Source organism: Pseudoalteromonas phenolica, from assembly GCF_005876835.1.
GTDB classification, from domain to species: Bacteria; Pseudomonadota; Gammaproteobacteria; order Enterobacterales; family Alteromonadaceae; genus Pseudoalteromonas; species Pseudoalteromonas phenolica_B.
The window spans coordinates 81,413-106,719 of record NZ_PPSW01000001.1; the positions used below are offsets into that span (position 1 = coordinate 81,413).

Consider the following 25,307-nt stretch of genomic DNA (forward strand, 5'->3'; position numbering starts at 1 on the left):
TTACTTGTCCCTATCAGACAAAAATAAGCGTTGAAAGTTATTGCGTGTGATCTCTGAAATATGCTCGATTGTTTGCCCTCTCAGTTCAGCTGCGACTTTAGCTATTTCTTGCAAAAAAGCGGGTTCGTTACGGCGAGATTTTGGCTTAGGCTTTAAGCTACGAGGTAGCAGATAAGGCGCATCGGTCTCGAGCAAAAGCCTGTCATCTGGGATCAAAGGCAATAGTTTTTGCAACTGTTCACCACGGCGCTCATCACATAACCAGCCAGTAATACCAATCATTAAACCGAAGTCTAAATAGAACTCTAGCGCGTCTTGTTCTCCGGTAAAGCAATGCAGCACGCCTTTGACTGAAGTGCGCTCTAACTGCGCACGCATGTTATCAAAGGCATCTCTTTCATGAAGGTATACAGGCATATCAAGCTGCTGAGCGAGCAGTAGATGTTGCTCTAAAACTGCATTTTGGCTTTCGCGAGGAGAAAAATCACGATTAAAATCGAGGCCACACTCTCCAATTGCAACCACTTCACGATGTTCGGCCAAGGCGCGGATCTGCGCCACAAAATCTGTTGGTGCATCTTTCGCATCATGAGGATGGATCCCTGCTGTACTCACGAAATCATGCTGCTTGGCAAGCGACAAGCTTTCATGACTAGATTGAAGACAGCAACCAATCAACAACATATTGTCTATGCTGGCATCATTAGCACGTACAAGCATCTCGCCCCTGTCTTTATCGAACTGACTGCTGGTTAAATTGATACCTGCATCGATGAAACGATTATGCATTACTGAATACGTTTAACTTGTATGAGGCGGTTGGTACTTGCTTTTTTCATTCTGAAAGAATCAAAAACACCACGGATGATAATGACTTCATCGCCCTCCTTAGCCGTAAATCGGTCTGAACCCTTTTGCTTCCATATTTGGTCATTGCTCAAAGTGAAAGTACGTTGTCCTCTCGGGTTCTTTGTTATTTTTACAACCGTAGAGCGGATCTCATCTAGCTTTTTAGCCGCGGCTTGTTTGCTTTTCTCTAGCCCAAATTCATTAGCTTTGTTCTGAGGTTTTTCAGCCACTTTTGGTGCTTTAGCTGGTTTATTCTTTTCGGTTTTCGTTACTGATTGAGAAATTTTCTTGCCGGCGATGACTTTGTCATAACACATTAAGCGCTTTAAATCGTTTTCTACTAGGCTGCACGCCTCTAGGGCTTGCACATTAATCTGAGAGGCATAACCAGACGCAGAGAGTAACAAAATCGTTGTCATTAGTATTTTTTTCATAGCTCTTCTTCCTGTTGTTCAGTTGTTTTTTTTGTATAAAAAGCCGCTAATATAAGACCTAACTCAAATAACAATAGCATAGGTAATGCGAGTAAAGTTTGCGATAGAACATCTGGCGGTGTTAAAAACATCGCAACAACAAAAGCACCGACAGCAATATAAGGACGCTTTTCTCGCAAGCTTTGTGTTGTTGTTGCACCACTCCAGCATAACAACATGATAGCCACGGGGATCTCAAATGCGACACCAAAGGCAAAAAATAACTTTAAGATAAAGCTTAAGTAGCTACTGATATCAGGAGAAAGCGTCATCATCTCAGGGCCGACACTTGTAAAGAACCCCAGGATGATTGGCATGACAACGAAATAACAAAAAGCAATACCTGAGTAAAACAGCACAATACTCGACACCAAAATGGGGATCAGCATGCGCTTTTCATGTTGGTAAAGACCGGGGGCGATAAAACTCCACACCTGATGCAAAATGAAAGGGATGGCAGCAAACAAGGATATAAACAAGGTTAACTTAAACGGCGCGAAGAAAGGGGCCGTCACATCAGTTGCAATCATGGTGCTGTTTTCAGGCAGGCTCTGTACAAGCGGATCAGCGACAAAAGCATATATGTCGTTAGCAAAGTAAACTAAGGCAATAAATATCAATAAAATACTGAGTAACGCTTTCATTAAGCGATTACGCAACTCAATTAAATGGCCAATAAACCCGCTTTGAAGCGATTCGGACATAGTGGGTGCTCGTTATTTCTGATTATCGTTTTTCTGTTCAACGGGAGAGTGTTGAACGGGTTGTTTATAGCTGTGTTGCACTGACTCTGCGGCTTTTTTAAGCTCTTCAACTGACTCTTTTAGTGCTGGTGCTAAATCTTCCATATTTTGTTGCTCAGCCTTTTTAAGGTTATTGTGCAACTCATGAATTCGCAGCTCTTCATTGACTTCAGCTTTAACAGAATTAGCCACTGATTTAATGGTTTTAATCCAGCGGCTGACAGTTCTAATTGCGACGGGCAGGCGTTCAGGGCCCAACACAACGAGGCCGACGATTAAGACGACCACTAATTCCCACATACCCATAAGGGTTAAACCTTATCTTTTTGCTTTTCTTCAGCTGCTTGGGTTTGCTGTTGGCTGTTGTCTTTAAGTTGCTCAGGTTTGCTGTTTTGGTCTTCATCAGAAACGGCTTTTTTAAAGCCTTTTACTGCATTACCTAAATCGCCACCAATGCCGCGTAGTTTTTTAGTACCAAACAAAAGCACAATGATCGCTAAAACAATCAAAAGTTGCCAAATACTAATTCCACCTACACCCATAATGACTCCGTATGAAAGATTAAATAAAAGTTGATTATACGCTCAGTGAGCAAAATATCACCCTGTTTTACGCCACGCCGCTAGAAACGCGCCGATTGATGCAATTAAGGTAATGGTGCTCAAGGTTGTCTGTGTTGCTAAAAAGCTGAGACCAGACACAATTAACAAGCTAGAAGCCAGCATTCCCAATAAAATAGGCTTTTGAGAGCTTACTACAGGCTGCACGGTATGCTGCTTTTTTTGTTTCAGATTTTGATAGATTAAATCTGGTAGTTCAGGCATCTTTTCTGCCCAGAATGGTAAGTTAGCATACATTTGTTTCAATACTGAGACAGGGCCCACTTGTTCTTTGACCCAATTTTCTAAGAAAGGTTTCGCTGTTTGCCAAAGATCGAGCTGTGGATAGAGCTGTCGACCTAACCCTTCAACATACAATAAGGTTTTTTGCAGCAATACCAGCTGTGGTTGTACTTCCATATTAAAACGACGTGCCGTGTTAAATAGATTAACCAACACATGGCCAAATGAAATCTCAGCTAGGGGTTTATTGAAAATGGGCTCGCACACCGTACGAATGGCAAACTCAAACTCCTCAACGCAAGTATCGGCGGGCACCCAGCCCGAATCAACATGTAACTGCGCAACTTGGCGATAGTCGCGGTTAAAGAAGGCAATAAAGTTTTCTGCTAAATAGCGCTTGTCTTCTTTATTCAGGGTGCCAACGATGCCGCAGTCGATGCCAATATATTTTGGGTTTTCAGGGTGTTCACGAGAGACAAAGATATTACCAGGGTGCATATCGGCATGGAAAAAGCTGTCTCTGAATACTTGGGTGAAAAAGACTTCAACGCCACGTTCAGCGAGTAATTTTAAATTGGTATTTTGAGCTTCAAGGGCGTCAATATCTGATACAGGAATGCCGTATATGCGTTCCATTACCAGTACATTTTTGCGTGAGTAATCGCTGAATACCTCAGGAATATATAGTGCGTCAGAGTCTAAGAAGTTGCGTCTTAGTTGCAGGGCATTTGCCCCTTCACGTTGCAGGTCGAGTTCATCTAATAAAGTTTTACGATACTCTTTCACTACTTCAACGGGACGAAGACGGCGTGATTCACCAATAAACTTGACGATGACTTTGGCAACTTGCCCCATTAAAGATAAGTCGGCATGAATTTGTTTTTCGATATCAGGGCGAATGACTTTTATGACGACATCCTGAGTACCTGACTCAAGTTCTAGGGTTGCAGTGTGTACTTGGGCAATTGATGCAGACGCCAACGGGGTTTGCTCAAAATTAGCAAAAAGCGCATCGATGCTATTAATCTCTAACGCTTGCTCAATGAGTTCTTGTGCCTTGTGGCCTTCAAACGGCTCTACTTTGTCTTGCAGTAGGGCTAGTTCGCGGGCGATATCATCAGGCAGCAAGTCACGACGTGTAGACAGCATTTGCCCAAACTTGATCCAAACTGGGCCAAGAGACTGTAGGGCTAGGCGAAGGCGATACCCCAGAGGTTTATCTTTATGCTGATTTTGCAGCCAAAATAAGCTATTTCTGGCGGCTTTTGCAAACCAAGGGAATTTGTCTTTCGGTATGAGGTCGTCAAGGCCGTATTGCAGAAGGGTTTTTGTAATATGATACAAACGCGATGCAGACAAAATAGCTCCCTTAGCGATTTAAAAGTTGTTCAATACGTTGTTCGAGTTGCGCAGCATGTTGTTTTATAGCGCGTGTATGTTGTTTAAACTGTTGCAATTCTAATGGGTGAATCGCAACTTTCAGCTCATCTTGCATAAGTTGCGTGAAAGTGCCGACAAAGGTTGTGGCACTGTGACTTAAACACGCTTTGGTTTGTTGGCCTTTTTCGACGATGAGTTGTGCTGGGGCATCTCCGATGTAAGCGGATAGATGTTCAGCCCAATCAATGTCTAACTTGGCAAAAGCACCGCTATATGCCTGTGCTAAGTGCAAGTCACCTTCTAAGTCCAGTTTGTCCTGACGAATAAGTTGTGTCATGACACTGGGATCTTTGAGCTCAGGTAAGGTCTCTAAGTGTGCACTAATCTTACACTCAGCTTGCTCTTGGTAGTTGTTGAACAGCATAAACTGTCTACCAGTGAAAGTGAGCGCATAGGTCGTATGCCAGTCCCTAATCTCGACGGCAAAGGTTTGATGCTTAACCTGATCAAGCGCTAGTTTTAAGCTAGGCTCTTTGTCTAAAAGCAGATTAAGCGCATTTTCAATGGCTGCGCAAGCAAGCGTCGTCAGCATAGTTGTTCCTAGTACTTAAAGCCTCGGTGCAATGCGACGATGCCACCTGTCATATTTTGATACGTTGCTTGTTCGAAGCCCGCGTTTTCCATCATGCCTTTAAGTGTTTCTTGATCTGGGTGCATACGAATAGATTCCGCAAGGTAGCGGTAAGATTCGCTGTCATTGGCAACCAATTTGCCCATGTTTGGCAAAATATTGAAAGAATAGAAATCATATAGCTTCGAAAGCGCTTCATTATCTGTTTTAGAAAATTCTAATACCAGTAAACGACCGCCCGGCTTAAGAATGCGGTACATAGAGCGAAGTGCTGCGTCTTTGTCTGTAACGTTACGTAAACCAAATGCGATGGTGATCACATCAACACTGTTATCTGGGAATGGCAGTGCCTCGGCATTCATTTGCACATATTCAATGTTGCTCACTAAGCCTAAATCACGCAGTTTGTCACGGCCCACTTTTAGCATAGAGTTGTTAATGTCGCCTAAGATAACTTGACCTGTATCGCCAACCAACTGGCTGAACTTTGCCGTTAAGTCACCAGTACCGCCTGCTAGGTCTAAAACGCGATGGCCTTTACGTACACCTGCACAAGCAATGGCTTGGCGTTTCCAAAGGCGGTGAATACCAAACGACATAAGATCGTTCATGATGTCATATTTGGCCGCAACGGAATGGAATACATCGGCAACCATAGAGGCTTTTGCTTCGCGATCAACGGTTTTGTAACCAAAGTCAGTGGTATTGTGTTGCGACTCTTTCATCTTTGCTTCTCTAATTGTTTGGCATTGAATTTTCAAGCCATAGTGTACTTGATTGCGGCTAAGAGGTGCAATTTATAACAGATGAATTTGCGCTTGTTTCTGTAAATTTAGGCTTTGTTTGTTACAGGGCAATAAAGGCGGATTGCCTTAGAGAATGTGCCTTATGTGCTGCATGTGTTGCTTTGCGCGCTAGGGCATTGAAGTTCTCTTCGTCGTTGCGTTTGGCAATGCCGAAAGATAAGTCTACTTTTGGTAGGTTTTTATCACTTTTTGAGCTGACAAATTTAAGCTTTTCTACACCGACGCGGATCTTTTCAGCGATGATATTCGCGGTTTCCGGTTCAATGTCCGACATCAATACGACGAACTCATCTTTTGCAGTGCGACCTGGTAAACCACTTTCAAACACATACTTTTGGATCTTTTTCGCCACACGGTTTAACACGACTTCACTAACTAGGTCACCAAAGTCTTCAGAAAACTCATGCAGGTTATTGATCTGAATGGAGATAGCACACAGAGGTTTATCTTGTGTGATCCACAGTTGCGCTTGTTGATTTAAGTAATGGCGTTTATACAAACCCGTTTGCACATCAATCAGTTGTTCTTTACGAAGCTTAGTAAGTTGCTGTCTAGCCTCACGATGCATTAAGCGGGTTTTCTGAAGTGTTTCTTTGAACTTTTTATGCTGCTGAAGAATAACATCAGTATGCTTGGCCAACTGACTCAATGCATGTTTGGTCTTTGCGATATTATGTTCATCTAGACTGTTGACGCAAACGCTTACTTGCTCTGCAAAATTGGTAATACTACGCTGAGATTGTTGTGCTGAATTAGCAAGGTTTGTTACCACACCATCGACGTTTTTCAGCATGTTTGCTTCCATGTCATGGTTGCGGTTCAGGTGTTCAAAGTATAGCTGTTCGATAAAGATGCTATCAATGTTGTGACCCTGCCTGATGGCATAGTCTAAGGTTTGATTGAGTTCGTTATGAGACTTGCTAATGTAAGTGTAAGCGACTTGGTAATTGAGCGGAGTTGGAGGTAAATGATGCTGCTCTAAGAACACGCAGACCTTAGTCATTTTCTCTTGAGCTACTACCATTGGATCATGAAACATGATGTTACTACCGCATACTAAATCAAACAAAATATTAGCAACCTCCCTATGAAACACTGTGATCCATCACAACTGTCCCAGACTACTTTTTTTCTGGTTTTTTGCAAAGGAAAAAATGCCTCAAAGCAGCAAATATAAAGATAAGAGGGATTTTTTGATTGAAATACGAGCAAAAAGTATGAGTTTCCAACTTGGGAGCAAAGTGAGGACCGAGCTTGCTGTTTGTTTAAGCTGGTCGCAATTTATTGCATCAGTGCTTTTAGAGTCTATAAGGTAGTGATAAATCAGTTACAGGATAAAAAAAGTGAAAAATGTTCGACCAACTCGCTTGTTAAGTGCCTGTGTCCTTTCGGTCACTTTAGCGCTATCGGGCTGCCAACTTACTAGTCAGTCTTTAGACACTCAGTTCACGCAACTAACTCAGCAAATAGAAACTTATCGCGGTGAAATTAGCCCTTATTCTCGCCAAGGTTTAAATGCGGAGTATTTATTGCCAAACTTATCAGCGACCGCGTTGGCAGAGCAAAATAAACAACGAGTCAACTTTTTAGCGCAGTTAGACCGCATTGATGTGTCGCGATTAAGTAGTGAAAATCAAATCAATCACACCATTATTCGTGCTCAGGTGCAGAATAAGGTCGACGAATACCAGTTTAACGCACATTACATGCCGTTGACTTCTGAGTATGGATTTCATTCAAGTCTCTCATTTATGGTTCGGGGCCATGATTTCAGTAAGAAGGCTGGCTTTGAGTTATATCTAAAACGTCTTTCACAAGTCCCTCGATTTTTTCAGCAAAATATTGCTTGGATGAAAGAAGGGATAAAAGTCGGCTTAACTCAGCCACAGGCCGTGCTTGTTGGCTATGAAGAGTCGATTTCTGCTTATATTCCTGAAAATATCGAAGAATCTGAGTTTTTTGCACCATTTAAAGCAAATACTGCGAAATTAAATAATGCTGAATGGCAGGCTTTGCAGGCACAGGCGAAACAAGTCTTGTCAGAGTCGGTTATTCCTGCATACCAGAACTACTTCACATTCTTCACAACGGAATATCGTCCAGCAGCGCGTGAAGAGATTGGTATTAGCAGTACACCGAATGGCAAAGCCTTCTATGCTAATCGCGCTAAGCATTACACCACTACGGATATGACCCCAGAGGCAATCCATGAGCTAGGTTTGCAAGAGGTCGCCAGAATCCGTTCAGAAATGGAGCAAATCATCAAGCAAGTAGGCTTTGAAGGTAGCTTCGCTGAGTTTGTGCACTTCTTACGTACCGATCCGCAGTTTTATGCCACAACGCCAGAACAGCTGTTAAAAGAAGCCTCTTTCATTGCTAAAAAAATGGATGCACAACTGCCTAAGTTGTTCCACACATTGCCACGTCGTCCATACGGTGTTGCCCCAGTACCAGCGAGCATTGCGCCTAAATACACAACGGGCCGTTATTCAGGTGCACGTAAAGACGATGAAGCAGGCTTTTATTGGGTAAATACTTATGCACTTGATAAGCGCCCACTATATGTTTTAGAAGCGTTAACACTGCATGAAGCAGTACCAGGCCATCACTTACAAATCGCTTTAAACGCAGAGCTAGACTACTTACCAAGTTACCGCCGTAATGCCTATATCTCAGCATTTGGTGAAGGTTGGGGCTTATATTCTGAATATTTAGGTCTAGAAGCGGGCTTTTACCAAGACCCATACAGTAACTTTGGTCGTTTAACTTACGAAATGTGGCGCGCAGCGCGTTTAGTGGTTGATACTGGTATGCATATGTTTGGTTGGAGCCGAGATAGAGCAATGAAGTTTATGCAAGATAATACGGCTTTATCGTTACATAACGTAAAAACCGAAACCGATCGCTACATTTCATGGTCAGGGCAGGCATTGTCTTACAAAATTGGTGAGTTGACGATTAAGCGTTTGCGTAAAGAAGCTGAAACGCGCTTAGGTGACAAATTTGATATTCGTGAGTTCCACCACCAAATTCTACGTCACGGTTCAGTACCGCTATTTGTATTAGAAGAACAGATCAATCAATACATAAACGATACATTGGCACAATCTTAGTTATTCACCTTTATATGAAGGCCCTATATTTCTACTAGGGCCTTTTTAATGATGACTTTGTTGTTACACAGCATAGAGTACTTACCTTAATGACTAGTCAGTCCAAAATCTAGTAATTCACAAAGCTATTTAATCTCTTCTAACACCACTAAATTTGAGTTTTAATCCCTCAAAATGATTGAGCATTGGTATTAACTATGAGTGCTTTTCAGGTTTAGCCTAAATGAAGTTTGCTGATGGTTAAGAATAAGCGGTGCTCTACTTCGAAAAAAATGAAATTAATAATGACATATTTGTTTACAATTTGAATACAAAAACTTTAATGGTAAACTGATATTTTTTAAAAGGAATGAATATCAAATGAAAAAAGTAATTTATGGGACATTGATATTACTGTTGTTATTTGGGCAGTCAATCGCTGCAAAGCAAATACCAATAGAGGCATTTAGTGCTGGATCAAAGTATTCCCAAGTTAGGCTCTCGCCGACTGGGGAGTACTTAAGTTTTACTTCTGAAGTAGAGGGCCGAGATAGCCTTGTGGTTATAGAGTTAGCTACTAATAAAATCATTAATCTAGTTAGGTTTAGTGGCAATTCTGAAGTCGGCTACTACGAGTGGGTTAATGATGAGCGTTTAGCACTTCAGAAGTTATATCTAAAAGGTTGGACTGACCATCCTTTATATTATGGCGAGATTTTTGGTATCGATGCAGATGGCTCGGGTGGTAAATACTTGGTTGGTTATCAAGGCGAGATGCAAACAGGCTCTCGTCTGAAAAAAGCGACGCCTTTATACGGCACTTCATACATTTTAGACCCATTAGTCAATGACGAAAAATATATGTTGGTTTACACGATCCCGTGGAGTGCCAGCAAAGAGCCCGCAACCGTTGTTTATAGGGTCAATGTGAAAACGGGTGTGCGAAAAAGAATTACCCGCTCTCCTTCAAGAATGGCCGCCTTCCTAACTGACAATCAAGGACATGTGAGAGTGTCGTTGTCGACAGATGATTACATAAATCAAACCATTCACATTAGAGATAACAATAAAGATGATTGGAGAGAGTTTAAGCTCAATGCAAATCTTACAGACATTAGTCTGCATGCATTTGATGGTAGTGGCAAAAAGATCTACATCACAGCGTCTGAATCGGGAGAAGCAGAGGGCGTTTTTGAATTAAACCTAGGGTCTGGCAAGGTGAAAAAATTACTTCAAGACCAAGAAGTTTCACCTAAGAAATTATGGGTTGATAATGTCAATCATGAGCTTTTTGCTGTAGAGCTAGAGCCCGGTTACCCAACTTATGCCTTTGTTGATAACACGGCAAAAATGACTCAACGTTTAAAAGACTTAATACAGTCTTTGCCAGGCGAGCAAATTCATCTGGTCAGTACAACGGTTGATGCGACTAAGTCTATTGTTCTTGCTCGTAGTGATATTAATCCGGGTACTTACTATTTGTATCATGCTGATAAAAATCAGTTACAGTTTTTATTTAATACAAAGGAAGGTATTGACCATCGTTTGATGGCAGAAACTAAGCCTGTTTCATTTAAAGCGAGAGACGGCCTTGAAATTCATGGTTATCTTACTTTGCCTTTCAATAAAGAAGCTAAAAATCTACCACTAGTAGTAATGCCTCATGGTGGTCCACATGGTCCGAGAGATTGGTGGGGCTTTGACTCAGATGCACAGTTGCTTGCCAATCGTGGCATCGCCGTTTTAAAAGTGAACTTCAGAGGTTCAGGTGGATATGGTCGTGCATTTGAACATGCAGGTCACCAAAAGTGGGGGTCAGCAATTCAGCATGACATCATAGATGCGACTAAGTATGTGATTGAACAAGGCTACGCAGATCCTAAAAATATGTGCATCATGGGCGCCAGTTTTGGTGGCTACTCAGCACTACAAAGTTCGATTATTGAGCCAGATATGTTTAAGTGCGCGATTGGTGTTGTAGGTGTTTATGACCTGCCATTGATGTTTGAAGAGGGTGATGTTGCAGAGCGCAGTTCTGGTCAAAGATATCTAACTCAAGTGTTGGGTACAGATGAAGCAAAGCTTAAAGCTTACTCGCCTTCTTATAATATCGACAAATTAAAAGCACCAGTGCTTATTGTACATGGTGGTGATGACGAGCGAGCGCCGATTGAACAAGCTGAATCTTTGGTTGATGCTTTAAAGAAAGCGAAGCATCCTTATGAATACATGTTATTAGAAAATGAAGGACATGGTTTTTATAAGCCGGAGCATAGAGCCGATTACTACAAGCGTGTATTAGCGTTTCTTGATGAGCACTTAGTGCTTTAATTTCGAATTAGCAAAACACATAAAAAGGCCCGAGTTAATCGGGCTTTTTTATTGCTGCAATGCTGGCTATTACTTTTCGAACGCTCGCTTCATAAAGTTAGGCGTTGCCAATGCGCCATGATGAATACCGACATTGTAATATTCAGTATCGAAAGTTGCAGTTTCTACATCTTGCTCACGGAAACCAGCGAACTGTTCACCTTTACGCGCCATAGTTGCCGACCATAAACCGCTTGGGTAGATTGGTTGTGGGAAAGGCAGTGTTTGTAAATCTGTAAAGCCGACGTCTTTCATTGCATCGCGCATTTCTAATAGCAGTGGCATATGCATCAGTGGAGATTCACTTTGCTGGATCATGATGCCGCCTGGGCGCAGTGCATTTAAACAGCTTGTATAGAAAGCGTGGTTAAATAAACCTTCACCAGGGCCCACAGGATCTGTGCCATCAACAATGATCACATCAATTGACTCTGGTGTCGCTTCACGCATGTACTTGATGCCATCATCAAACATCACAGTTGCACGAGGGTCGTTATTTGACTCACATAATTCAGGGAAATACTTCAGTGACATTTGAGTCACTACTTCGTCTATGTCGATTTGCCTTACTGTTTCAACACCAGGGTGTTTCAGTACTTCACGTAATGTACCGCAGTCACCACCACCAATGATCACGACATTTTTAGGTGCAGAGTGTGAGAATAGCGCTGGGTGGCTCATCATCTCGTGATAAAAGAAGTTTTCACGAGTACTTACCATAGTACAACCATCGATGATCATCAGGTTACCAAAATCAGTTGTTTCAAACATCTCAACTTTTTGGAAAGGAGACTGAATTTCATCAAGCTTTTTATTAATGCGTAAAGAGAACGCACTGCCATCGCGATCACTGATCTCGGTAAACCAACGGTTTGCTTCTAAATTCGACATAAGAATTAAATCACACTGTAAATTGTTAACGGCGCATTTTGCCAGCGCCTGAGTTTATGCTCAATCTTTATTTAATGATGTTGGGGCAGTTTTTTATACTTCAATCTTCCCCTGTGTTTTCCATTTTTAATTTGTGCCGTATTACTGTGAACTGCAACTAAAAACACCTATTTCTATACGTGGTAGCGTTAAAAATAGAGTGTTATCTTATAGCTTAGCTGCAACTGAGCAAAATGAGTAAAAATACAGTCGCAAATGCGCAAACTGCATATTAAAATGCATGTTTTGCTAGTTTGTTTAAGAGGTCGAGATGACTTGGGGTTTAGATACCGCGCGAGCAACATATAACGTAGCCCATTGGAGCGATGGCTATTTCGATATCAACGAGCAGGGTGAGCTGGTTGCATTTCCTGATAAGTGCCAAAGTAAGGCACCGATCTCTTTTACACAATTAACTGAAGAATTTAAAGCACAAGGTTTAACTTTACCTGTGCTGGTTCGTTTCACCGACATTCTGCAAGACAGAGTCGATACCATGACTAATGCGTTTGCAAAAGCATGCGAACATAAAGGGTATCAGGGCGACTACACGTGCGTTTATCCAATAAAAGTAAATCAGCAGCGCTCGGTCGTAAGTAAGCTGCTTGCTCATCCAAGTGGTAAAGTGGGCTTAGAGGCAGGTTCGAAACCTGAGCTGATGGCTATTTTAGGACTTGCAAAACAACCGATTAAAATCGTGTGTAACGGCTACAAAGATAGTGAGTTTTTACGTTTGGCATGTATTGGTCAAGCGCTGGGTCATCACGTAAATATCGTGGTCGAAAAACTGTCTGAATTAACCACTTTATTGAAAGAAATTGATGACTTAGGCATTGAGCCTGCGATTGGTATTCGCATTCGCCTCAATTCGGTTGGTAAAGGCAAATGGCAAAATACCGGTGGCGAAAAAGGCAAGTTCGGTCTTACAGCAGGTCAGGTGCTTGAAGCAGTAGAGATGCTAAAAGCCGCGGGCAAGTTGCACTTAATGCAGTTGGTGCATTTTCATATCGGCTCGCAAATTGCCAATATTCGTGATATTCAACGTGCGCTGATTGAATGTGCCCGCCACTTTGCTGAGCTTTCTAAAATAGGCGTGCCACTTTGCACCGTTGATGTAGGCGGTGGTTTAGGTGTTGACTATGAGGGCTCTGGCTCACGTAGTGCTTGTTCTATGAACTACACGGTTGATGAATATGCGAAGAACGTGGTGTCAGCATTTGCGGATGTATGTGAGCAACATGGCTTAATGCAGCCTGCAATTATCACAGAATCTGGCCGAGCACTGACAGCACATCACGCGGTATTGATCACAGATGTGATTGATGTTGAAACAGCCCCTAATCAGGTTGAAGTAAGTCAACCTGAACCCGATGCGCACGCTATTCTGCAAGAGCTATATGGTGTCTATCAGCAAGTGTCGCCGCGTATGGCACTTGAAAGCTACCATGATGCAATGCATTTATTCAGCGAAGCGCATGGTCAGTATGTGCATGGCTTAGTGAGTATGTTGCAGTGGGCACAAATCGAGCAGCTATACTTTACGATTCTACATAAAGTGCGCAGTGCGTTAGATAGCAAATCGCGTGCGCATCGCGAAGTGTTAGATGACTTAAATGAAAAGCTGGCCGATAAGCTATTTGTTAACTTCTCTTTATTCCAATCGCTGCCAGATGTGTGGGGTATTCAACAGCTATTCCCTGTGATGCCAATTGAAAACTTGCATACGCCATTGACTCAACGCGCAATCATTCAAGATATTACCTGTGACTCTGACGGTCAGATCAGAGAATATGTTGAAGGGACCGGCATCGAAGCGAGTTTGCCAATTCCGCAATATAATACTGGCGACCAATATCATATAGCGATGTTTATGGTCGGCGCATATCAAGAGATCTTAGGTGATTTACATAATTTATTTGGTGATACCGACTCAGTACATGTTGAAATGACCGAAAGCGGTTACCAGTTAACCAATGCCATTAAGGGTGATAGCGTCACTGATGTATTGAAGTTTGTGCATTATGAGCCTAGCTCGCTTGCAGAGAACTTCCAGCAACTAGTATCTGGGCTGACTATTCCTGAGTCGCAAAAACAGCAGTATTTAGCTGAACTACAAGCGGGTCTTGAGGGCTATACGTACTTCGAAGACTAGTGCGAGTTTTAGCCTCCGCTTTTGTGTTTGCGTAAAAAACGGTATTATTCACACGCTATATGGCGATATAAGGTATATCGCCATACTTGTGTTGTGGTAAAGGAAGTCATTCATGTCGTTTTTTCGCAGTATCTTTAGTTTATTATTCTATTGTTTGAACACCTTGTTTTGGTGTGTCCCAATTTTTGCTTTTGGGGTGATCAAGCTGATCCCAATAAAACCACTACAGACCTTATTTGGCGCGTTAGCCAAAGGCTGCGCCAGCAATTGGGTTGCCTGTAATAGCCTTATCCAAAACCTTTTCACTCCTTATAAAATAGAGCTAACTGGGCTAGATACGTTAAAGCGTAAAGACTGGTATCTGGTGATTGCTAATCACCAAAGTTGGGTGGATATCTTAGTGCTGCAACGCGTACTACATAACCGAATTCCATTCTTAAATTTCTTTTTAAAGAAAGAGTTATTGTATGTGCCATTTTTGGGCATCGCTTGGTGGGCGCTGGATTTTCCATTTATGACGCGTAGCAGTAAAAGCCAGTTAAAGAAGAACCCCAAGCTTAAAGGCAAAGATATAGAGACCACGCGCAAAGCCTGTGAAAAATTTAAAACCATGCCAGTGAGCGTAGTTAATTTTGTCGAAGGCACACGTTTTACTACGGATAAGCATACGCGTCAGAAAAGCCCGTTTAAGAATTTACTTAAGCCTAAAGCAGGCGGCATCGCCTTTGTAATGCAAGCTATGGGCGAGCAAATCAATCAAATCGTGAATGTCACCATTCATTATCCAGATGGTATACCGACTTTTATGGATTTTGCCTCAGGTAAAATGAAGCGTGTGCAAGTCCATGTAGAAACACAAGGCGTCGATGACAAACTGATTGGCGACTACAGCGGTGATAATCAGTTTAGAGTGCAGTTTCAAGCGGAGCTTAATACGCTTTGGGAACAAAAAGACGCTCAATTAGAAAAGCTGAAATAGGCTTTGGAGATGCGTGTGCTAGTAAATGTAATGCAATTAATTAGAGGAACAGTTGCTACAGCAGTTTTAGTGCTTAATACCGCATTGTGGGGCACGCTGATCTTTTTACTTGGGCTGGTGAAATTGTTAGTGCCCTTGGCGCTGGTTTCTCATGCGCTGCATGGTTTTTATCAATGCTGGTGTCGTGGCAATTACTTTGCGCTCAAACTCAGTGGCGTGCAGTTTTCGACAGATATCGCACCTCAAGTGAATGCGCAGGGTTGGTATTTACTTGTTGCAAATCATATTAGTTGGTTAGATATCATTGTTCTCACAGCAATCGATGCCTTGCCTGCACCCAAATTTTTCTTAAAAGACGAATTAAAATATGTGCCGCTGATTGGCTCTGGTGCTTGGGCTTTAGGTATGCCATTTATGAAGCGAGCAAGCAAAGCACAAATCGCGAAAAACCCCAAGCTAAAGGGCATGGACGTGGCGCGCACACAAAAAAGCTGTAAGAACTTTAAACATCATCCTACAACAGTGATTAATTTTGCTGAAGGAACGCGTTTTACCACTAAAAAGCATAACAGACAGAGTTCGCCCTTTAAGAATCTCTTGAAGCCAAAAGCAGGCGGCACGGCCTTCGCTCTTCAAGTATTGGCTGAGCAGTTAGATGGCTTGATCAGCACCACTCTTGTTTACCATTCAGACAGCCAGAACATTTTTCAAAGCTTTATGTTAGGCAAATTATCAGCCATTGATGTTAAGCTAGATTTTGTGCCATTAGCGCAAGTACCGCAGGGTGATTATCAACAAGATAAAGCCTATCGCGTCACTTTTCAGCAGTACCTAAACGCACAATGGCAGAAAAAAGACACGCAGATAGATATATTATCAGCTCAGCAAACCAGTAGTAGCGCGACAGAGAAGGAAGCTTCGCAACTATGACAGACATACATTTGACGCAACTGATAGAGCCTTGGTTTGATAGCTCAATGGCGTCACAGTGGTTGACCCATACCGTGGCAAACCTGATTGGTTTATGTGCACTTTGCTTGTTGTACTTAGTGACTCGTCGATTGGTCTTACCTAGTCTACAGAATTTGATTACGCGCTTCTCTCCTAGTCGTATTGGGCAGTTGAGTCCACAACTTAGTAAGCTATCAGGACGTCTTTCGGCACTCATTTGCTGTGTGCTGTTTTTAGGCTTTTTTGAGCGGGTATTTGTTGCACCAGAGTGGCTATTTGCCATTGGCAAAGTGGTGGGGCAAATTCTGTTAGTGATTATTTCGGGTTTGCTGTTTAGTGCCTTTATTAATTTGGGTCATGGCATTTATCAGCAACTGAAGTTTGCCAAAGAAGTGCCGATCCAAGGCCTAGTGCAGGTTGCTAAATTAATCACCTTTATCGTTTGTGCCATTTTATCAATCAGCCTGTTAATTGATAAATCACCAACTTATATTTTGTCGGGTTTTGGTGCCATTGCGGCGGTCACGCTATTGGTTTTTAAAGACACCATTTTAGGCCTAGTGGCGAGCATTCAAATAGCAGCCAATCGTCTGGTGAGCATTGGTGATTGGATCCAGGTCGATGCTTTTGGCGCAGACGGCGAAGTACTTGATTTAGGGTTGAATACCGTACGTGTGCGTAACTGGGATAACACCATAACGACTATCCCTACCTATCAGCTTATCTCAGACTCATTTAAGAATTGGCGTGCGATGCAGCAATCGTCGGGCAGACGGATAAAGCGCCCAATCTATATTGATATGCACAGCTTGCAAACTTGGTCAGAAGAACAGATTACCAGCAAAGCGAACGAATTAGGTTTTGAGATAGACGCAGGTCAACCCCTGAGTAATGTGTCTGTGTTCCGTAAATATGCTGAGCATTATTTAAGAACTCACCCTAAAGTCAGTAAAGAGTGTGTGCTTATGGTACGCTCTTTAGCACCCAGTGAAAAAGGTCTGGGGTTAGAAGTGTATTGCTTTAGTAGCAACACTCAGTGGGTGCCTTATGAACAATTGCAAGCTGAGGTTATCGAGTACTTGGTTGCTAAGTTAGCTGATTTTGAGCTAAGACCTTTCCAAGCAGTCACGGGCCAGTTAAAACTTGACTAACTTAATGCCTTGCTAATACTTATAATTGTTTGAAAGCGGGTGTGTTCTTAAAAATGATTGAATTGACCACTTATTTAAAGAGTCGGTTGATATAATTTTTTAGCATATTGAGTCGTAAAAAAATTGTCATAAAGTGCATAATTTGAACTGTGCATATGGTACAGTGCGCCTGTTGCGCTATACGAAGTAGTATAGTTTTTTTGTGGCATTTGATACGGAGTTAGAAATCACGCAAAGCAATAGGGAGGTGAATAGAGGTAATTTGATTTGACGAAATATACAGCTATCACAGTTTTTTTCTTGTTGTTTGCCCGAGTAGCTTGGGCTGATCACACCATACATGTGGCTATTGACCACGCCCCCCCTTTTAGTGAAATAGATAGTCAAGGTGAAAGCCAAGGCTTGATCATCGATATTGTCTCAGAATTACTGAAAGACGCTCACCCAGACTACAAAATTAAACCCGTCCCATGTCCGTTTTCTCGTTGTGTACGTATGCTTGCCCAAGGGCAGGTTGATGTCATGGGCGGCCTGATTAAAACCAATCGCCGTGAACAAACCATGGCATTTGTGCAACCACCTTACATGGTCTTGTCTTCTTCTTTTGTTTTTTATGCGAATAAAAACAGCGATATTGAAGTGAACAACTTTGATGAGTTACATGGCAAACGTATTGCGGTAATGCGCGGAGGTGCTTATTACAAAGAGTTTGATGAAGATAAAACACTTAATCGAGTGCAAGTGAATTCTGAGCATGTGGCGTTTGATTTACTACTGAAAGGGCGGGTTGATTTAGTGTTGTCGGTTGAAGAAACCGCAGAAGTGGCGATGAGAACATTGAACCAGCCATTTGAGCAATTAAAGAAAGTGAATTATCGCCATACCAACAACATCTATGGTCATATGGCGTTTAGCCAACGCTTTGCAAAAACGCCGTTAGCAATAAAGCTGCAAAGAAAAATGATAAAGCTGGCTAAATCAGGACAACTCAATAAATTGGTTGCCCCATACCAGTTACCGGCTATTCCATCAGCTTTAATCAAAGAGTAACCATCAGCGGCCCATAAAAGTCACGCGTTTAATAAGGCCGTCAATCACCTCATAAGCGGCTATCACGGTTACGCTGCTGTCTATTATATTTGCATCTTCACTGGCTGATTCAGCCAGTTCGTGGTCCACCAAAATATTGCCCTCTACCATGCGTTTTAGTGAACTGGCATTAAGATATTTCAAAGAGGCGAACTTCTGACCATATCGTTCAATCAGCTTATCTTTACCCTGATATTGTAAGCCACCAGGGAAGGCATGAATTTCAACATCATCATGATATGTCGCAGCAAAGGCGTCGATATCACGGTTGTTATAGGCGTCGAGTTGTTTATCAACGATGGCAATGGTAGTCAGCTCAATGTCTGTCATGAGATCCTCAGAATTAAGGTGTCAGGTTTAGGCTAAATGTCTTTTCTCGTTTTTAGTGTACCAGTTACGGCAAACACTAAAGCGGCACACAAAATAATGATGTCAGCATAAAAAGGTGGCGTCTGGATGCTTAGCAAAGTCCCAACCGTAGTCAATAACAAGCTGCTTGTGTAATAGCTCATGATGATTCTGTCCATGATCTACTCCTTTATATATTGATGGTTACTGTACAGGTCTGTTTAAGCAATGAATAAATACAAAATACCTGCGCCCACAAGCCCACCAAGTAGGGCCGCAGCACCTAACATTATTAAATGTAGTTTCATATTTACTGTAGTTTGGTTGCCATTGGTTTCTTCAACATCATCGAGATTGATCAGAAATGACTGCTTTACTTCGAATACTGCACACAAGCTCATCATGGTTTCACGGCTGGCAACGCCTTCTTTTTCAACCCGTTGAATAGTACGAAGGCTCAAGCCACATGCATCTGCCAATGACTGTTGGGTCCAATTTTTGTCATCTCTAAGCTGTTTTATGGTTTTTGGATTTAGTTGCATGACAGTCTCCTAAAGCGAACCGCCAAACCAGCGACCAATGAAGTAACCTACCGCAGCGAAAGCAGCACCAAAGACTAGGCCGTAACAAAAGAAGGTGGCAAATGCCTTCATCATAAGTTTTGGGTTTTGTTCAAATGGTTTTAATGCTTTTCTGCCAACTATTTTTTTACCTTTTAATACCAGGCATTCGGTTTCAGAAGTGAGCATATTGATAACGTCAAAGACAACAGTCCAGTTATCGCCTTCATATTCAAAGTTATGCTTACTTTTATAGCCTAAGTTACGTTTTTCAGAAATCAATTCATCATTGATATAGACATATTCTTTGCCGTTTAAGAAATTGGCTTTACAGGCGATTTGGTTATTCCCATCTTGAAAATAAAGTTCAAAAGGCAGTTTCTTAGGTAGTGTTTTTTCTTCGTTGTTGATGCTATGAGTCATGGTGCATATTCCCTTAGTTGTTTTGATTAAGTTGGGATAAGCATATTAGGTACGCCAGTATAAAGCGCCGACAGCAATATGTCAGTGCCTTTTTTGTCATAAGACAGTGAGTGTCATACTTTCTAACTTGTTAATTTATATAATAATAAAAATATTTTTAAGGAGAGGTGTGACAGTGTGGTGGCAGAGTGAAAGAGCGCTTTGCACAGAGAGCAAAGCGCAAAAGGTTAGAAAATATTGCAAATATCGTCGGCTTTACAGGTGATCACCGTCACATTTTGATAGCCAATGCGAGTTAGTTGCTCTGCGGCAAATACCGCACGGCCGCCTGCAGCGCAATGCACATAAATGGGTTTTGCGGCATCTTTCACGATTTCAGGTAATTTAAATTCTAGTAAACCGCGTGGCACATTGATGGCACCGGTTGCTGCTTTTTGCGCGTGCTCTTGAGGCTCGCGCACATCAACAAGTACGCCTTCATTGTCTTGAATCTCTTGTTTTGCTTGTTCAGCGGTAATGCAGCGCTGGTTAGGACGAACTGTTTTTAATACATCTTGAACAGGAGTCAACATTGAACTATTCCTTAATACCGAGTCGTTTTAAAAAAGTGATCATCGGACACCAAAGCGTGAAAGATGATTGAATTAAATTTATAGCAATAAATACCGTAAACCACACAAAGTTTTCGTGTACGAAATAGGTTAACAGTAAAGAAATTAACACCATAGTGCCGGCAATTAAGCGCAGTAAAGGATGCATAGTCATAGCTCACCTCAGAGATTTAAAAGACTTCCTTTTTATCTTATTAGAAAAACCTAAATTAGCAAGTTCTAATATTAGACTTTTCTAATATATGGTTTATACTTGTTGCAAATCGACCATGGGGACATGTATGCAAATTGAAGATATGGCGCATAACGCAGAGCAAGCAGAGCAATTATTAAAAATGATGGCGAATAAAAACCGCCTGATGATTTTATGCAGCTTGTTGCAAGGTGAAATGAGTGTGACGCAGTTAAATGAATCAGTGCCTTTAGCGCAATCAGCACTTTCTCAGCATTTAGCCGCTCTGAGAAAAGCCGAATGTGTTGCCACACGTCGAGATGCGCAAACAATTTACTATCGTCTTACCGATCCTAAGGTTGAGGCGATTTTGCAGCAGCTTTATCAACTCTTTTGCCAACCGGGTGAATAATGATGGTATTCGACAAAGCCATTTCGGCAAGCTTACAAGGTCGTATTCCCATAGTGATCTTGTTCTTATCGCTGGTAGTGGGGGCTATGGCCTTACAGTTTACACCGCGTGAAGAAGAGCCACAAATTGTGGTGCCAATGCTCGACATTCATGTGCAGGCCCCAAACATAGGTGCCCCTGAAGTCGTGCGTTTGGTCACTGAGCCACTCGAAAAGTTATTACTACAAATCCCCGGTGTTGAGCACGTTTACTCTACTACACAAACAGGGCAAGCGGTTGTGACGCTGCGCTTTCATGTTGGTGAAGACAGAGAAAACGCCATTCTCAATACCTACAGCAAGCTTTATGCACACCAAGAGCAGATGGCACCGGTGATCAGTAATTGGCAGATCAAACCTATTGAAGTGGATGATGTACCAATTTTAATGTTGGGCTTGTACTCACAAGACCCCCGTTTATATGGCGACTACGAACTCACGCGCTTTGCTCAAGAGCTATCCAACCATCTGCAACAAATTCCTAATACCAGTGCCATTGAGGTGATCGCAGGTCGCACCCGTCAAGTGCAAGTCGATTTAGACATCAGTGCGCTGTCAGCACACCAAACCACGCCTTTAGATGTATTACATGCACTGCAAGTGTCGAATCAATTGCAGCAAGTCGGTCATCTGGTTACGGGCAAACAACAAATTCAACTTCAAGCGGGTGATGTACTTCGTGATGTAATGCAAGTGGCGAGTCTGCCGGTGAATGTCGTAAACGGTCAGCAAGTATTATTAAAAGATGTTGCAACAGTCACCGATGGCCCAAGCGAGCCAAATCAATATCAGTGGTTGGCCATTGATGATACTCAGCAAGATTTGCCTCTTGTCACCATTAGCGTTGCCAAGCAAAAAGGCAGTAACGCCGTGGCAGTAGCCGAACAAACACTGGCAAAAATGGCGCAACTTAAAGCCGATTTACTCCCTGCTGAAGTCGATTTCAAAGTACTGCGCAACTATGGCGAAACGGCCAATGAGAAAGTAAATAATCTCACTGCGAGTTTGGCCTTTGCGGTCTTTACTGTGGTGGTATTTGTCGGAGTCTTTCTAGGATGGCGCCCAGCCATTGTGGTCGGCTTAGCTGTGCCTATTTGTTATGGCATTACGCTGGCACTAGATTTTGCCTTTGGATATACCATTAACCGCGTCACCTTATTCGCTTTGATCTTGTCTTTAGGTTTATTGGTTGATGATCCAATCACGGGCGTCGATAACATCAGCCGTTTCTTAAAACATGGTAAGAAATCAGACTCGTCAAGCAAGCGCATTCTTGGTGCGATGAGTGAGATTAAAGTGGCGTTGTTGATGTCGACGTTAACGATCGCCGTTGCGTTTGTGCCGATGGCATTTATCACCGGCATGATGGGCCCTTATATGGCCCCGATGGCTTTTAATGTGCCAGTAAGTGTGGTGGTTTCGACAGTAGTGGCGTTTTTTGTCACACCTTGGCTTGCTAAAAAGCTGCTTAAAGGGCATGAAATCGAAGAGCCAGAAATCGGTGAGGGCAAGAGTCTTTATAGCAAATTAGTGATGCCGCTATTAGACTCGAATAAGAAAGCAAAGTGGTTGCTGTGGTCGGTATTGGTGCTGTTTATGTTGAGTGCTAGTTTACCATTATTTAGGGCGGTGCCGCTTAAGTTGCTGCCGTTTGATAACAAGAATGAAGTGCAAATATTAGTTGAGCTACCAGAGGGGAGTTCGCTGGAGCAAACCAGCTTGGTGGCACGACAAGTACAACAAGCCGCGTGGCAGCTTAACGAAATCACAGCGGTTGCCGCTTATGTCGGTCAACCTTCGAGTATGGACTTTAATGGTATGGTGCGCGGTTATTATCGACGTCATGCCCCGCATCTTGCTGATTTGCGCGTATTACTTAACGATAAAACCGAGCGCGACCATCAATCTCATGGTCTGGTATTGCGTTTACGTCAGGCGCTGGCTGCCTTCAATCAAAATGGCATCAAGGTCAAAGTGGTCGAAGTGCCACCGGGTCCGCCAGTGTTAAACACCTTAGTGGCCGAAGTCATCGCCGACCCATTTGTTGAAGCACAAGTACATCATGAGGCGGCAAATACACTTGCGAAACGTTTAGCAAAAGAGCCCCATGTGGTTGAAGTCGACACCTCTATTGCTGAGCTCGCCCCTTTGGCGCGTTTTGTGACTAATAAAGAAAAAGCCGCGTTATCAGGTATTAGCACTCAAGATATTAGCCAAACCCTACAAATAGCCAGTCAGGGTATGCCTGCGGGTGTGCTGTATACCCCCCATGAAGCCATGCCCGTTCCAGTGCAGCTACAAGTACCCTATGAAGGGCGCAATCAATGGCAGTCTTTGGCGGCCGTGCAGTTAACTGGTCAACAGGCTTTAAGTAAAGTCGCCAATGACTATGGCCTTGATAGTGCGGCACGACCTTTGGTTGCACTGTCTGAACTTGGTCAGTGGCAACAACATCATGTTGAACAGCCGATTATGCGCAAAGATCTGCAAACGGTTGTGTATGTGATGGCGGAGTTAAATGGCCGCACGCCTGCTGAAGTCATCGCCGATGTGGTTGCAGATGAAAATCGCACTGAGGAAAACTACCAACCTTGGCAAACACGCACTTTCTTAAGCTCAGGCGGCACACAAGGGTGGCAAATGCCTACAGACACCAGCTATAGCTTTGGTGGCGAAGGTGAGTGGCGCATTACCGTTGATGTGTTTAGAGATATGGGTATTGCCTTTGCTTTTGCCCTCACGGCGATATTTGTCATATTGCGTATGCAAACGGGCTCGAACCGCTTAGCGCTGATAATTATGTCGGCCATTCCGTTAACCATGATTGGCATTATGCCGGGCTTTTGGGCGCTTAATCAGTTTGGGGAGCGCATGATAGCGGGTGCGCCAGAACCCATTTTATTCACCGCCACGGCCATGATCGGCATGATAGCGCTGGCAGGTATTGTAATTCGTAACTCACTTATTTTAGTTGAGTTTATCAATCAGGCTCGAGCAGAAGGCATGGCATTAAAAGCGGCCTTGATACGGGCAGGTGAAGTGCGTATGCGCCCAGTGCTACTCACCGCAGGCACGACTTTATTGGGGAATGCGGTGATCATACTCGACCCCGTATTTAGCGGACTGGCTTTGGCCATTATGTTTGGCATTATCGCTTCAACGATTTTCTCGTTGTTAGTGGTGCCAGTGGTGTATTTCTTAGTTTTCAAATCAACCGAGCAACAGGGGCAGCAAGATGCAACAAGAAACTAAAATTGCAGGGATCAGTGCGGCGATGGGCGTGTTAGCGATTGCGATTGCGGCCATGGCTGGGGTGTTTAACGAAAAAATGCCCGCGGGCACAAAAGCCCTTGCTGAAGAGTATAATGGTCAAACTCATACCGTGAGTTTGCAAGCTGTAAAAAGCGCTGAAGTCGTCAGCGGCAGCGTCGATGCCAAGTTTAATACGCGCGTGTCGAGTCGTGTGCTGGCACAGCTAAAAACCTTACATGTACGTGCGGGCGATACTGTATCGGCGGGGCAGTTAATCGCCACCCTTGAAGATGCTGACTTAAAAGCACAAGTTCAGCAAGTTAAGGCTCAGCAAAGCGCCAATGACGCCCAGCTTACACAAGCTAAAAAGCAATTAGAGCGCGTGGTTGCGCTAAAAGCCCAAGGGCTTGTGGCACAAAATCAGGTCGATGAATGGCAAACCAAAGTGAACGAGCTAGAAGCGCAGTCGGCGGCTTTGGTTCAGCAGTTTGAAGGCACACAAGTTGCCTTGGGATACACCAAAATTCATGCGCCAATTGATGGCAAAGTGGTAGAGCGCTTACAAGAGCCTGGTACTATGCTAAGCCCAGGTATGGCGATTGTGTCTTTGTATAACCCGACTAAGCTACAAGTTCACACGCCGGTGCGAGAACAACAAGCTGCGTTTTTACGAGTTGGCGATAAGTTAAACGTGTTTGTGCCTGCCGTTGGTCTAACCGAGTATGCGCAAATCAGCGAAATTGTCCCGGTTGCCGATAAACAAGCGCGTCGTTTTGCCATCAAACTTGATATCGGTTTTGCCAAAGAAGTCAAACCGGGCATGTATGCACAAGTCTTTTTGCCGGGTGAAGAGCAAGTCACCATTGTGATCCCTCGTAAACTGGTGAAACGCTATGGGCAATTGACCATGGTTGAAGTGGTTGAGCAAGGACAATTGCAAAAGCGCTATGTTCGGTTAGGTGAAGCCGTAAATAACAGTGACGTGCAAGTACTGGCTGGGTTAGAAGCGGGCGAGAAAATCGCATTGAAGCCTGCGATATAATTGACGGAACG

At 43.1% G+C, this 25,307-nt stretch carries 26 protein-coding genes; 10 read left to right on the forward strand and 16 right to left on the reverse strand.

All coding sequences use genetic code 11. From position 1 onward, the window contains the following. The 9 genes from C1E24_RS00305 to C1E24_RS00345 form a co-directional block, all read right to left on the reverse strand. Window positions 1–789, reverse strand: a complete 789-nt coding sequence (locus C1E24_RS00305) for a TatD family hydrolase (RefSeq protein ID WP_138477695.1) — start codon at window positions 787–789, stop codon at window positions 1–3. Next, window positions 789–1,283 (reverse strand): hypothetical protein, encoded by a 495-nt coding sequence (locus tag C1E24_RS00310; protein ID WP_138477697.1) that lies wholly within the window; start codon window positions 1,281–1,283, stop codon window positions 789–791. The genes C1E24_RS00305 and C1E24_RS00310 overlap by 1 nt, the downstream gene beginning before the upstream one ends. Next, the gene (gene tatC, locus C1E24_RS00315; protein WP_138477699.1) at window positions 1,280–2,026 is read right to left on the reverse strand and encodes a twin-arginine translocase subunit TatC; all 747 of its coding nucleotides are present in this window, start codon (window positions 2,024–2,026) and stop codon (window positions 1,280–1,282) included. The genes C1E24_RS00310 and tatC overlap by 4 nt, the downstream gene beginning before the upstream one ends. Before the next feature lie 12 nt (window positions 2,027–2,038). After that, on the reverse strand, window positions 2,039–2,371 hold the full coding sequence (tatB, locus tag C1E24_RS00320) for a Sec-independent protein translocase protein TatB (RefSeq protein WP_138477701.1): 333 nt from the start codon (window positions 2,369–2,371) through the stop codon (window positions 2,039–2,041). A 5-nt stretch (window positions 2,372–2,376) separates the two neighbouring features. Next, on the reverse strand, window positions 2,377–2,607 hold the full coding sequence (gene tatA / locus C1E24_RS00325) for a Sec-independent protein translocase subunit TatA (protein ID WP_138477702.1): 231 nt from the start codon (window positions 2,605–2,607) through the stop codon (window positions 2,377–2,379). 57 nt (window positions 2,608–2,664) lie between these two features. Continuing rightward, window positions 2,665–4,266, reverse strand: coding sequence for a ubiquinone biosynthesis regulatory protein kinase UbiB (gene ubiB / locus C1E24_RS00330; protein WP_138477704.1), 1,602 nt, complete (start codon window positions 4,264–4,266; stop codon window positions 2,665–2,667). A gap of 10 nt (window positions 4,267–4,276) precedes the next feature. Then, window positions 4,277–4,879: a ubiquinone biosynthesis accessory factor UbiJ gene (locus C1E24_RS00335; RefSeq protein ID WP_138477706.1), complete on the reverse strand. Its 603-nt coding sequence runs from the start codon at window positions 4,877–4,879 to the stop codon at window positions 4,277–4,279. Window positions 4,880–4,887: 8 nt separating this feature from the next. Further along, entirely contained in the window at window positions 4,888–5,643 is a 756-nt protein-coding gene (gene ubiE, locus C1E24_RS00340; RefSeq protein ID WP_138477708.1) for a bifunctional demethylmenaquinone methyltransferase/2-methoxy-6-polyprenyl-1,4-benzoquinol methylase UbiE, read from the reverse strand. A 121-nt stretch (window positions 5,644–5,764) separates the two neighbouring features. Then, a complete protein-coding gene (locus tag C1E24_RS00345; RefSeq protein WP_138477897.1) occupies window positions 5,765–6,748 on the reverse strand; it encodes a GGDEF domain-containing protein in 984 nt (327 codons plus the stop codon). 319 nt (window positions 6,749–7,067) lie between these two features. Between C1E24_RS00345 and C1E24_RS00350 the strand changes: the two genes are divergently transcribed. Both C1E24_RS00350 and C1E24_RS00355 read left to right on the forward strand, forming a co-directional pair. Next, window positions 7,068–8,837 (forward strand): DUF885 domain-containing protein, encoded by a 1,770-nt coding sequence (locus tag C1E24_RS00350; RefSeq protein WP_138477710.1) that lies wholly within the window; start codon window positions 7,068–7,070, stop codon window positions 8,835–8,837. A 360-nt stretch (window positions 8,838–9,197) separates the two neighbouring features. Next, a complete protein-coding gene (locus C1E24_RS00355) occupies window positions 9,198–11,147 on the forward strand; it encodes an alpha/beta hydrolase family protein (RefSeq protein WP_138477712.1) in 1,950 nt (649 codons plus the stop codon). Between the two features lie 69 nt (window positions 11,148–11,216). Here the strand turns inward: C1E24_RS00355 and speE are convergent, their stop codons facing one another. After that, window positions 11,217–12,077 carry a polyamine aminopropyltransferase gene (gene speE, locus C1E24_RS00360; protein WP_138477714.1) on the reverse strand — a complete coding sequence of 287 codons (861 nt, stop codon included), beginning with the start codon at window positions 12,075–12,077 and terminating at the stop codon, window positions 11,217–11,219. Window positions 12,078–12,387: 310 nt separating this feature from the next. Here speE and speA point away from each other — a divergent pair, with 310 nt between their 5' ends. The 5 genes from speA to C1E24_RS00385 all read left to right on the forward strand — a co-directional run bounded on the left by speA (window position 12,388) and on the right by C1E24_RS00385 (window position 18,399). After that, window positions 12,388–14,268: a biosynthetic arginine decarboxylase gene (gene speA, locus C1E24_RS00365; RefSeq protein ID WP_138477716.1), complete on the forward strand. Its 1,881-nt coding sequence runs from the start codon at window positions 12,388–12,390 to the stop codon at window positions 14,266–14,268. 112 nt (window positions 14,269–14,380) lie between these two features. Continuing rightward, complete coding sequence (locus C1E24_RS00370) at window positions 14,381–15,247, forward strand: acyltransferase (RefSeq protein ID WP_138477718.1); 867 nt, start codon at window positions 14,381–14,383, stop codon at window positions 15,245–15,247. 30 nt (window positions 15,248–15,277) lie between these two features. After that, on the forward strand, window positions 15,278–16,177 hold the full coding sequence (locus tag C1E24_RS00375) for an acyltransferase (RefSeq protein WP_138477899.1): 900 nt from the start codon (window positions 15,278–15,280) through the stop codon (window positions 16,175–16,177). Continuing rightward, a complete protein-coding gene (locus tag C1E24_RS00380) occupies window positions 16,174–17,349 on the forward strand; it encodes a mechanosensitive ion channel family protein (protein ID WP_138477720.1) in 1,176 nt (391 codons plus the stop codon). Before C1E24_RS00375 ends, C1E24_RS00380 begins: the two co-directional genes overlap by 4 nt. Before the next feature lie 267 nt (window positions 17,350–17,616). Further along, a complete protein-coding gene (locus tag C1E24_RS00385; RefSeq protein ID WP_240721906.1) occupies window positions 17,617–18,399 on the forward strand; it encodes a substrate-binding periplasmic protein in 783 nt (260 codons plus the stop codon). Window positions 18,400–18,402: 3 nt separating this feature from the next. On the opposite strand, the gene C1E24_RS00390 is transcribed toward C1E24_RS00385, so the two are convergent. The 6 genes from C1E24_RS00390 to C1E24_RS00410 all read right to left on the reverse strand — a co-directional run bounded on the left by C1E24_RS00390 (window position 18,403) and on the right by C1E24_RS00410 (window position 20,534). After that, a complete protein-coding gene (locus C1E24_RS00390; RefSeq protein WP_138477722.1) occupies window positions 18,403–18,768 on the reverse strand; it encodes a nuclear transport factor 2 family protein in 366 nt (121 codons plus the stop codon). A gap of 32 nt (window positions 18,769–18,800) precedes the next feature. After that, window positions 18,801–18,965, reverse strand: a complete 165-nt coding sequence (locus tag C1E24_RS20875) for a hypothetical protein (protein WP_171040709.1) — start codon at window positions 18,963–18,965, stop codon at window positions 18,801–18,803. A 42-nt stretch (window positions 18,966–19,007) separates the two neighbouring features. Further along, window positions 19,008–19,328: a helix-turn-helix domain-containing protein gene (locus C1E24_RS00395; RefSeq protein ID WP_138477724.1), complete on the reverse strand. Its 321-nt coding sequence runs from the start codon at window positions 19,326–19,328 to the stop codon at window positions 19,008–19,010. Window positions 19,329–19,337: 9 nt separating this feature from the next. Further along, window positions 19,338–19,769 carry a hypothetical protein gene (locus tag C1E24_RS00400; protein ID WP_138477726.1) on the reverse strand — a complete coding sequence of 144 codons (432 nt, stop codon included), beginning with the start codon at window positions 19,767–19,769 and terminating at the stop codon, window positions 19,338–19,340. A gap of 227 nt (window positions 19,770–19,996) precedes the next feature. Continuing rightward, the gene (locus C1E24_RS00405; RefSeq protein WP_138477728.1) at window positions 19,997–20,341 is read right to left on the reverse strand and encodes a rhodanese-like domain-containing protein; all 345 of its coding nucleotides are present in this window, start codon (window positions 20,339–20,341) and stop codon (window positions 19,997–19,999) included. Between the two features lie 4 nt (window positions 20,342–20,345). Further along, the gene (locus tag C1E24_RS00410; RefSeq protein WP_138477730.1) at window positions 20,346–20,534 is read right to left on the reverse strand and encodes a YgaP family membrane protein; all 189 of its coding nucleotides are present in this window, start codon (window positions 20,532–20,534) and stop codon (window positions 20,346–20,348) included. A 127-nt stretch (window positions 20,535–20,661) separates the two neighbouring features. On the opposite strand from C1E24_RS00410, the gene C1E24_RS00415 reads away from it, so the two are divergent. The 3 genes from C1E24_RS00415 to C1E24_RS00425 are packed head-to-tail and all read left to right on the forward strand — an operon-like array spanning window position 20,662 to window position 25,296. Further along, window positions 20,662–20,964, forward strand: coding sequence for an ArsR/SmtB family transcription factor (locus tag C1E24_RS00415; protein ID WP_138477732.1), 303 nt, complete (start codon window positions 20,662–20,664; stop codon window positions 20,962–20,964). After that, window positions 20,964–24,254 (forward strand): efflux RND transporter permease subunit, encoded by a 3,291-nt coding sequence (locus C1E24_RS00420; protein ID WP_138477734.1) that lies wholly within the window; start codon window positions 20,964–20,966, stop codon window positions 24,252–24,254. The genes C1E24_RS00415 and C1E24_RS00420 overlap by 1 nt, the downstream gene beginning before the upstream one ends. Then, on the forward strand, window positions 24,238–25,296 hold the full coding sequence (locus C1E24_RS00425) for an efflux RND transporter periplasmic adaptor subunit (RefSeq protein WP_138477736.1): 1,059 nt from the start codon (window positions 24,238–24,240) through the stop codon (window positions 25,294–25,296). Before C1E24_RS00420 ends, C1E24_RS00425 begins: the two co-directional genes overlap by 17 nt. The last annotated feature ends 11 nt before the right edge of the window (window positions 25,297–25,307 follow it).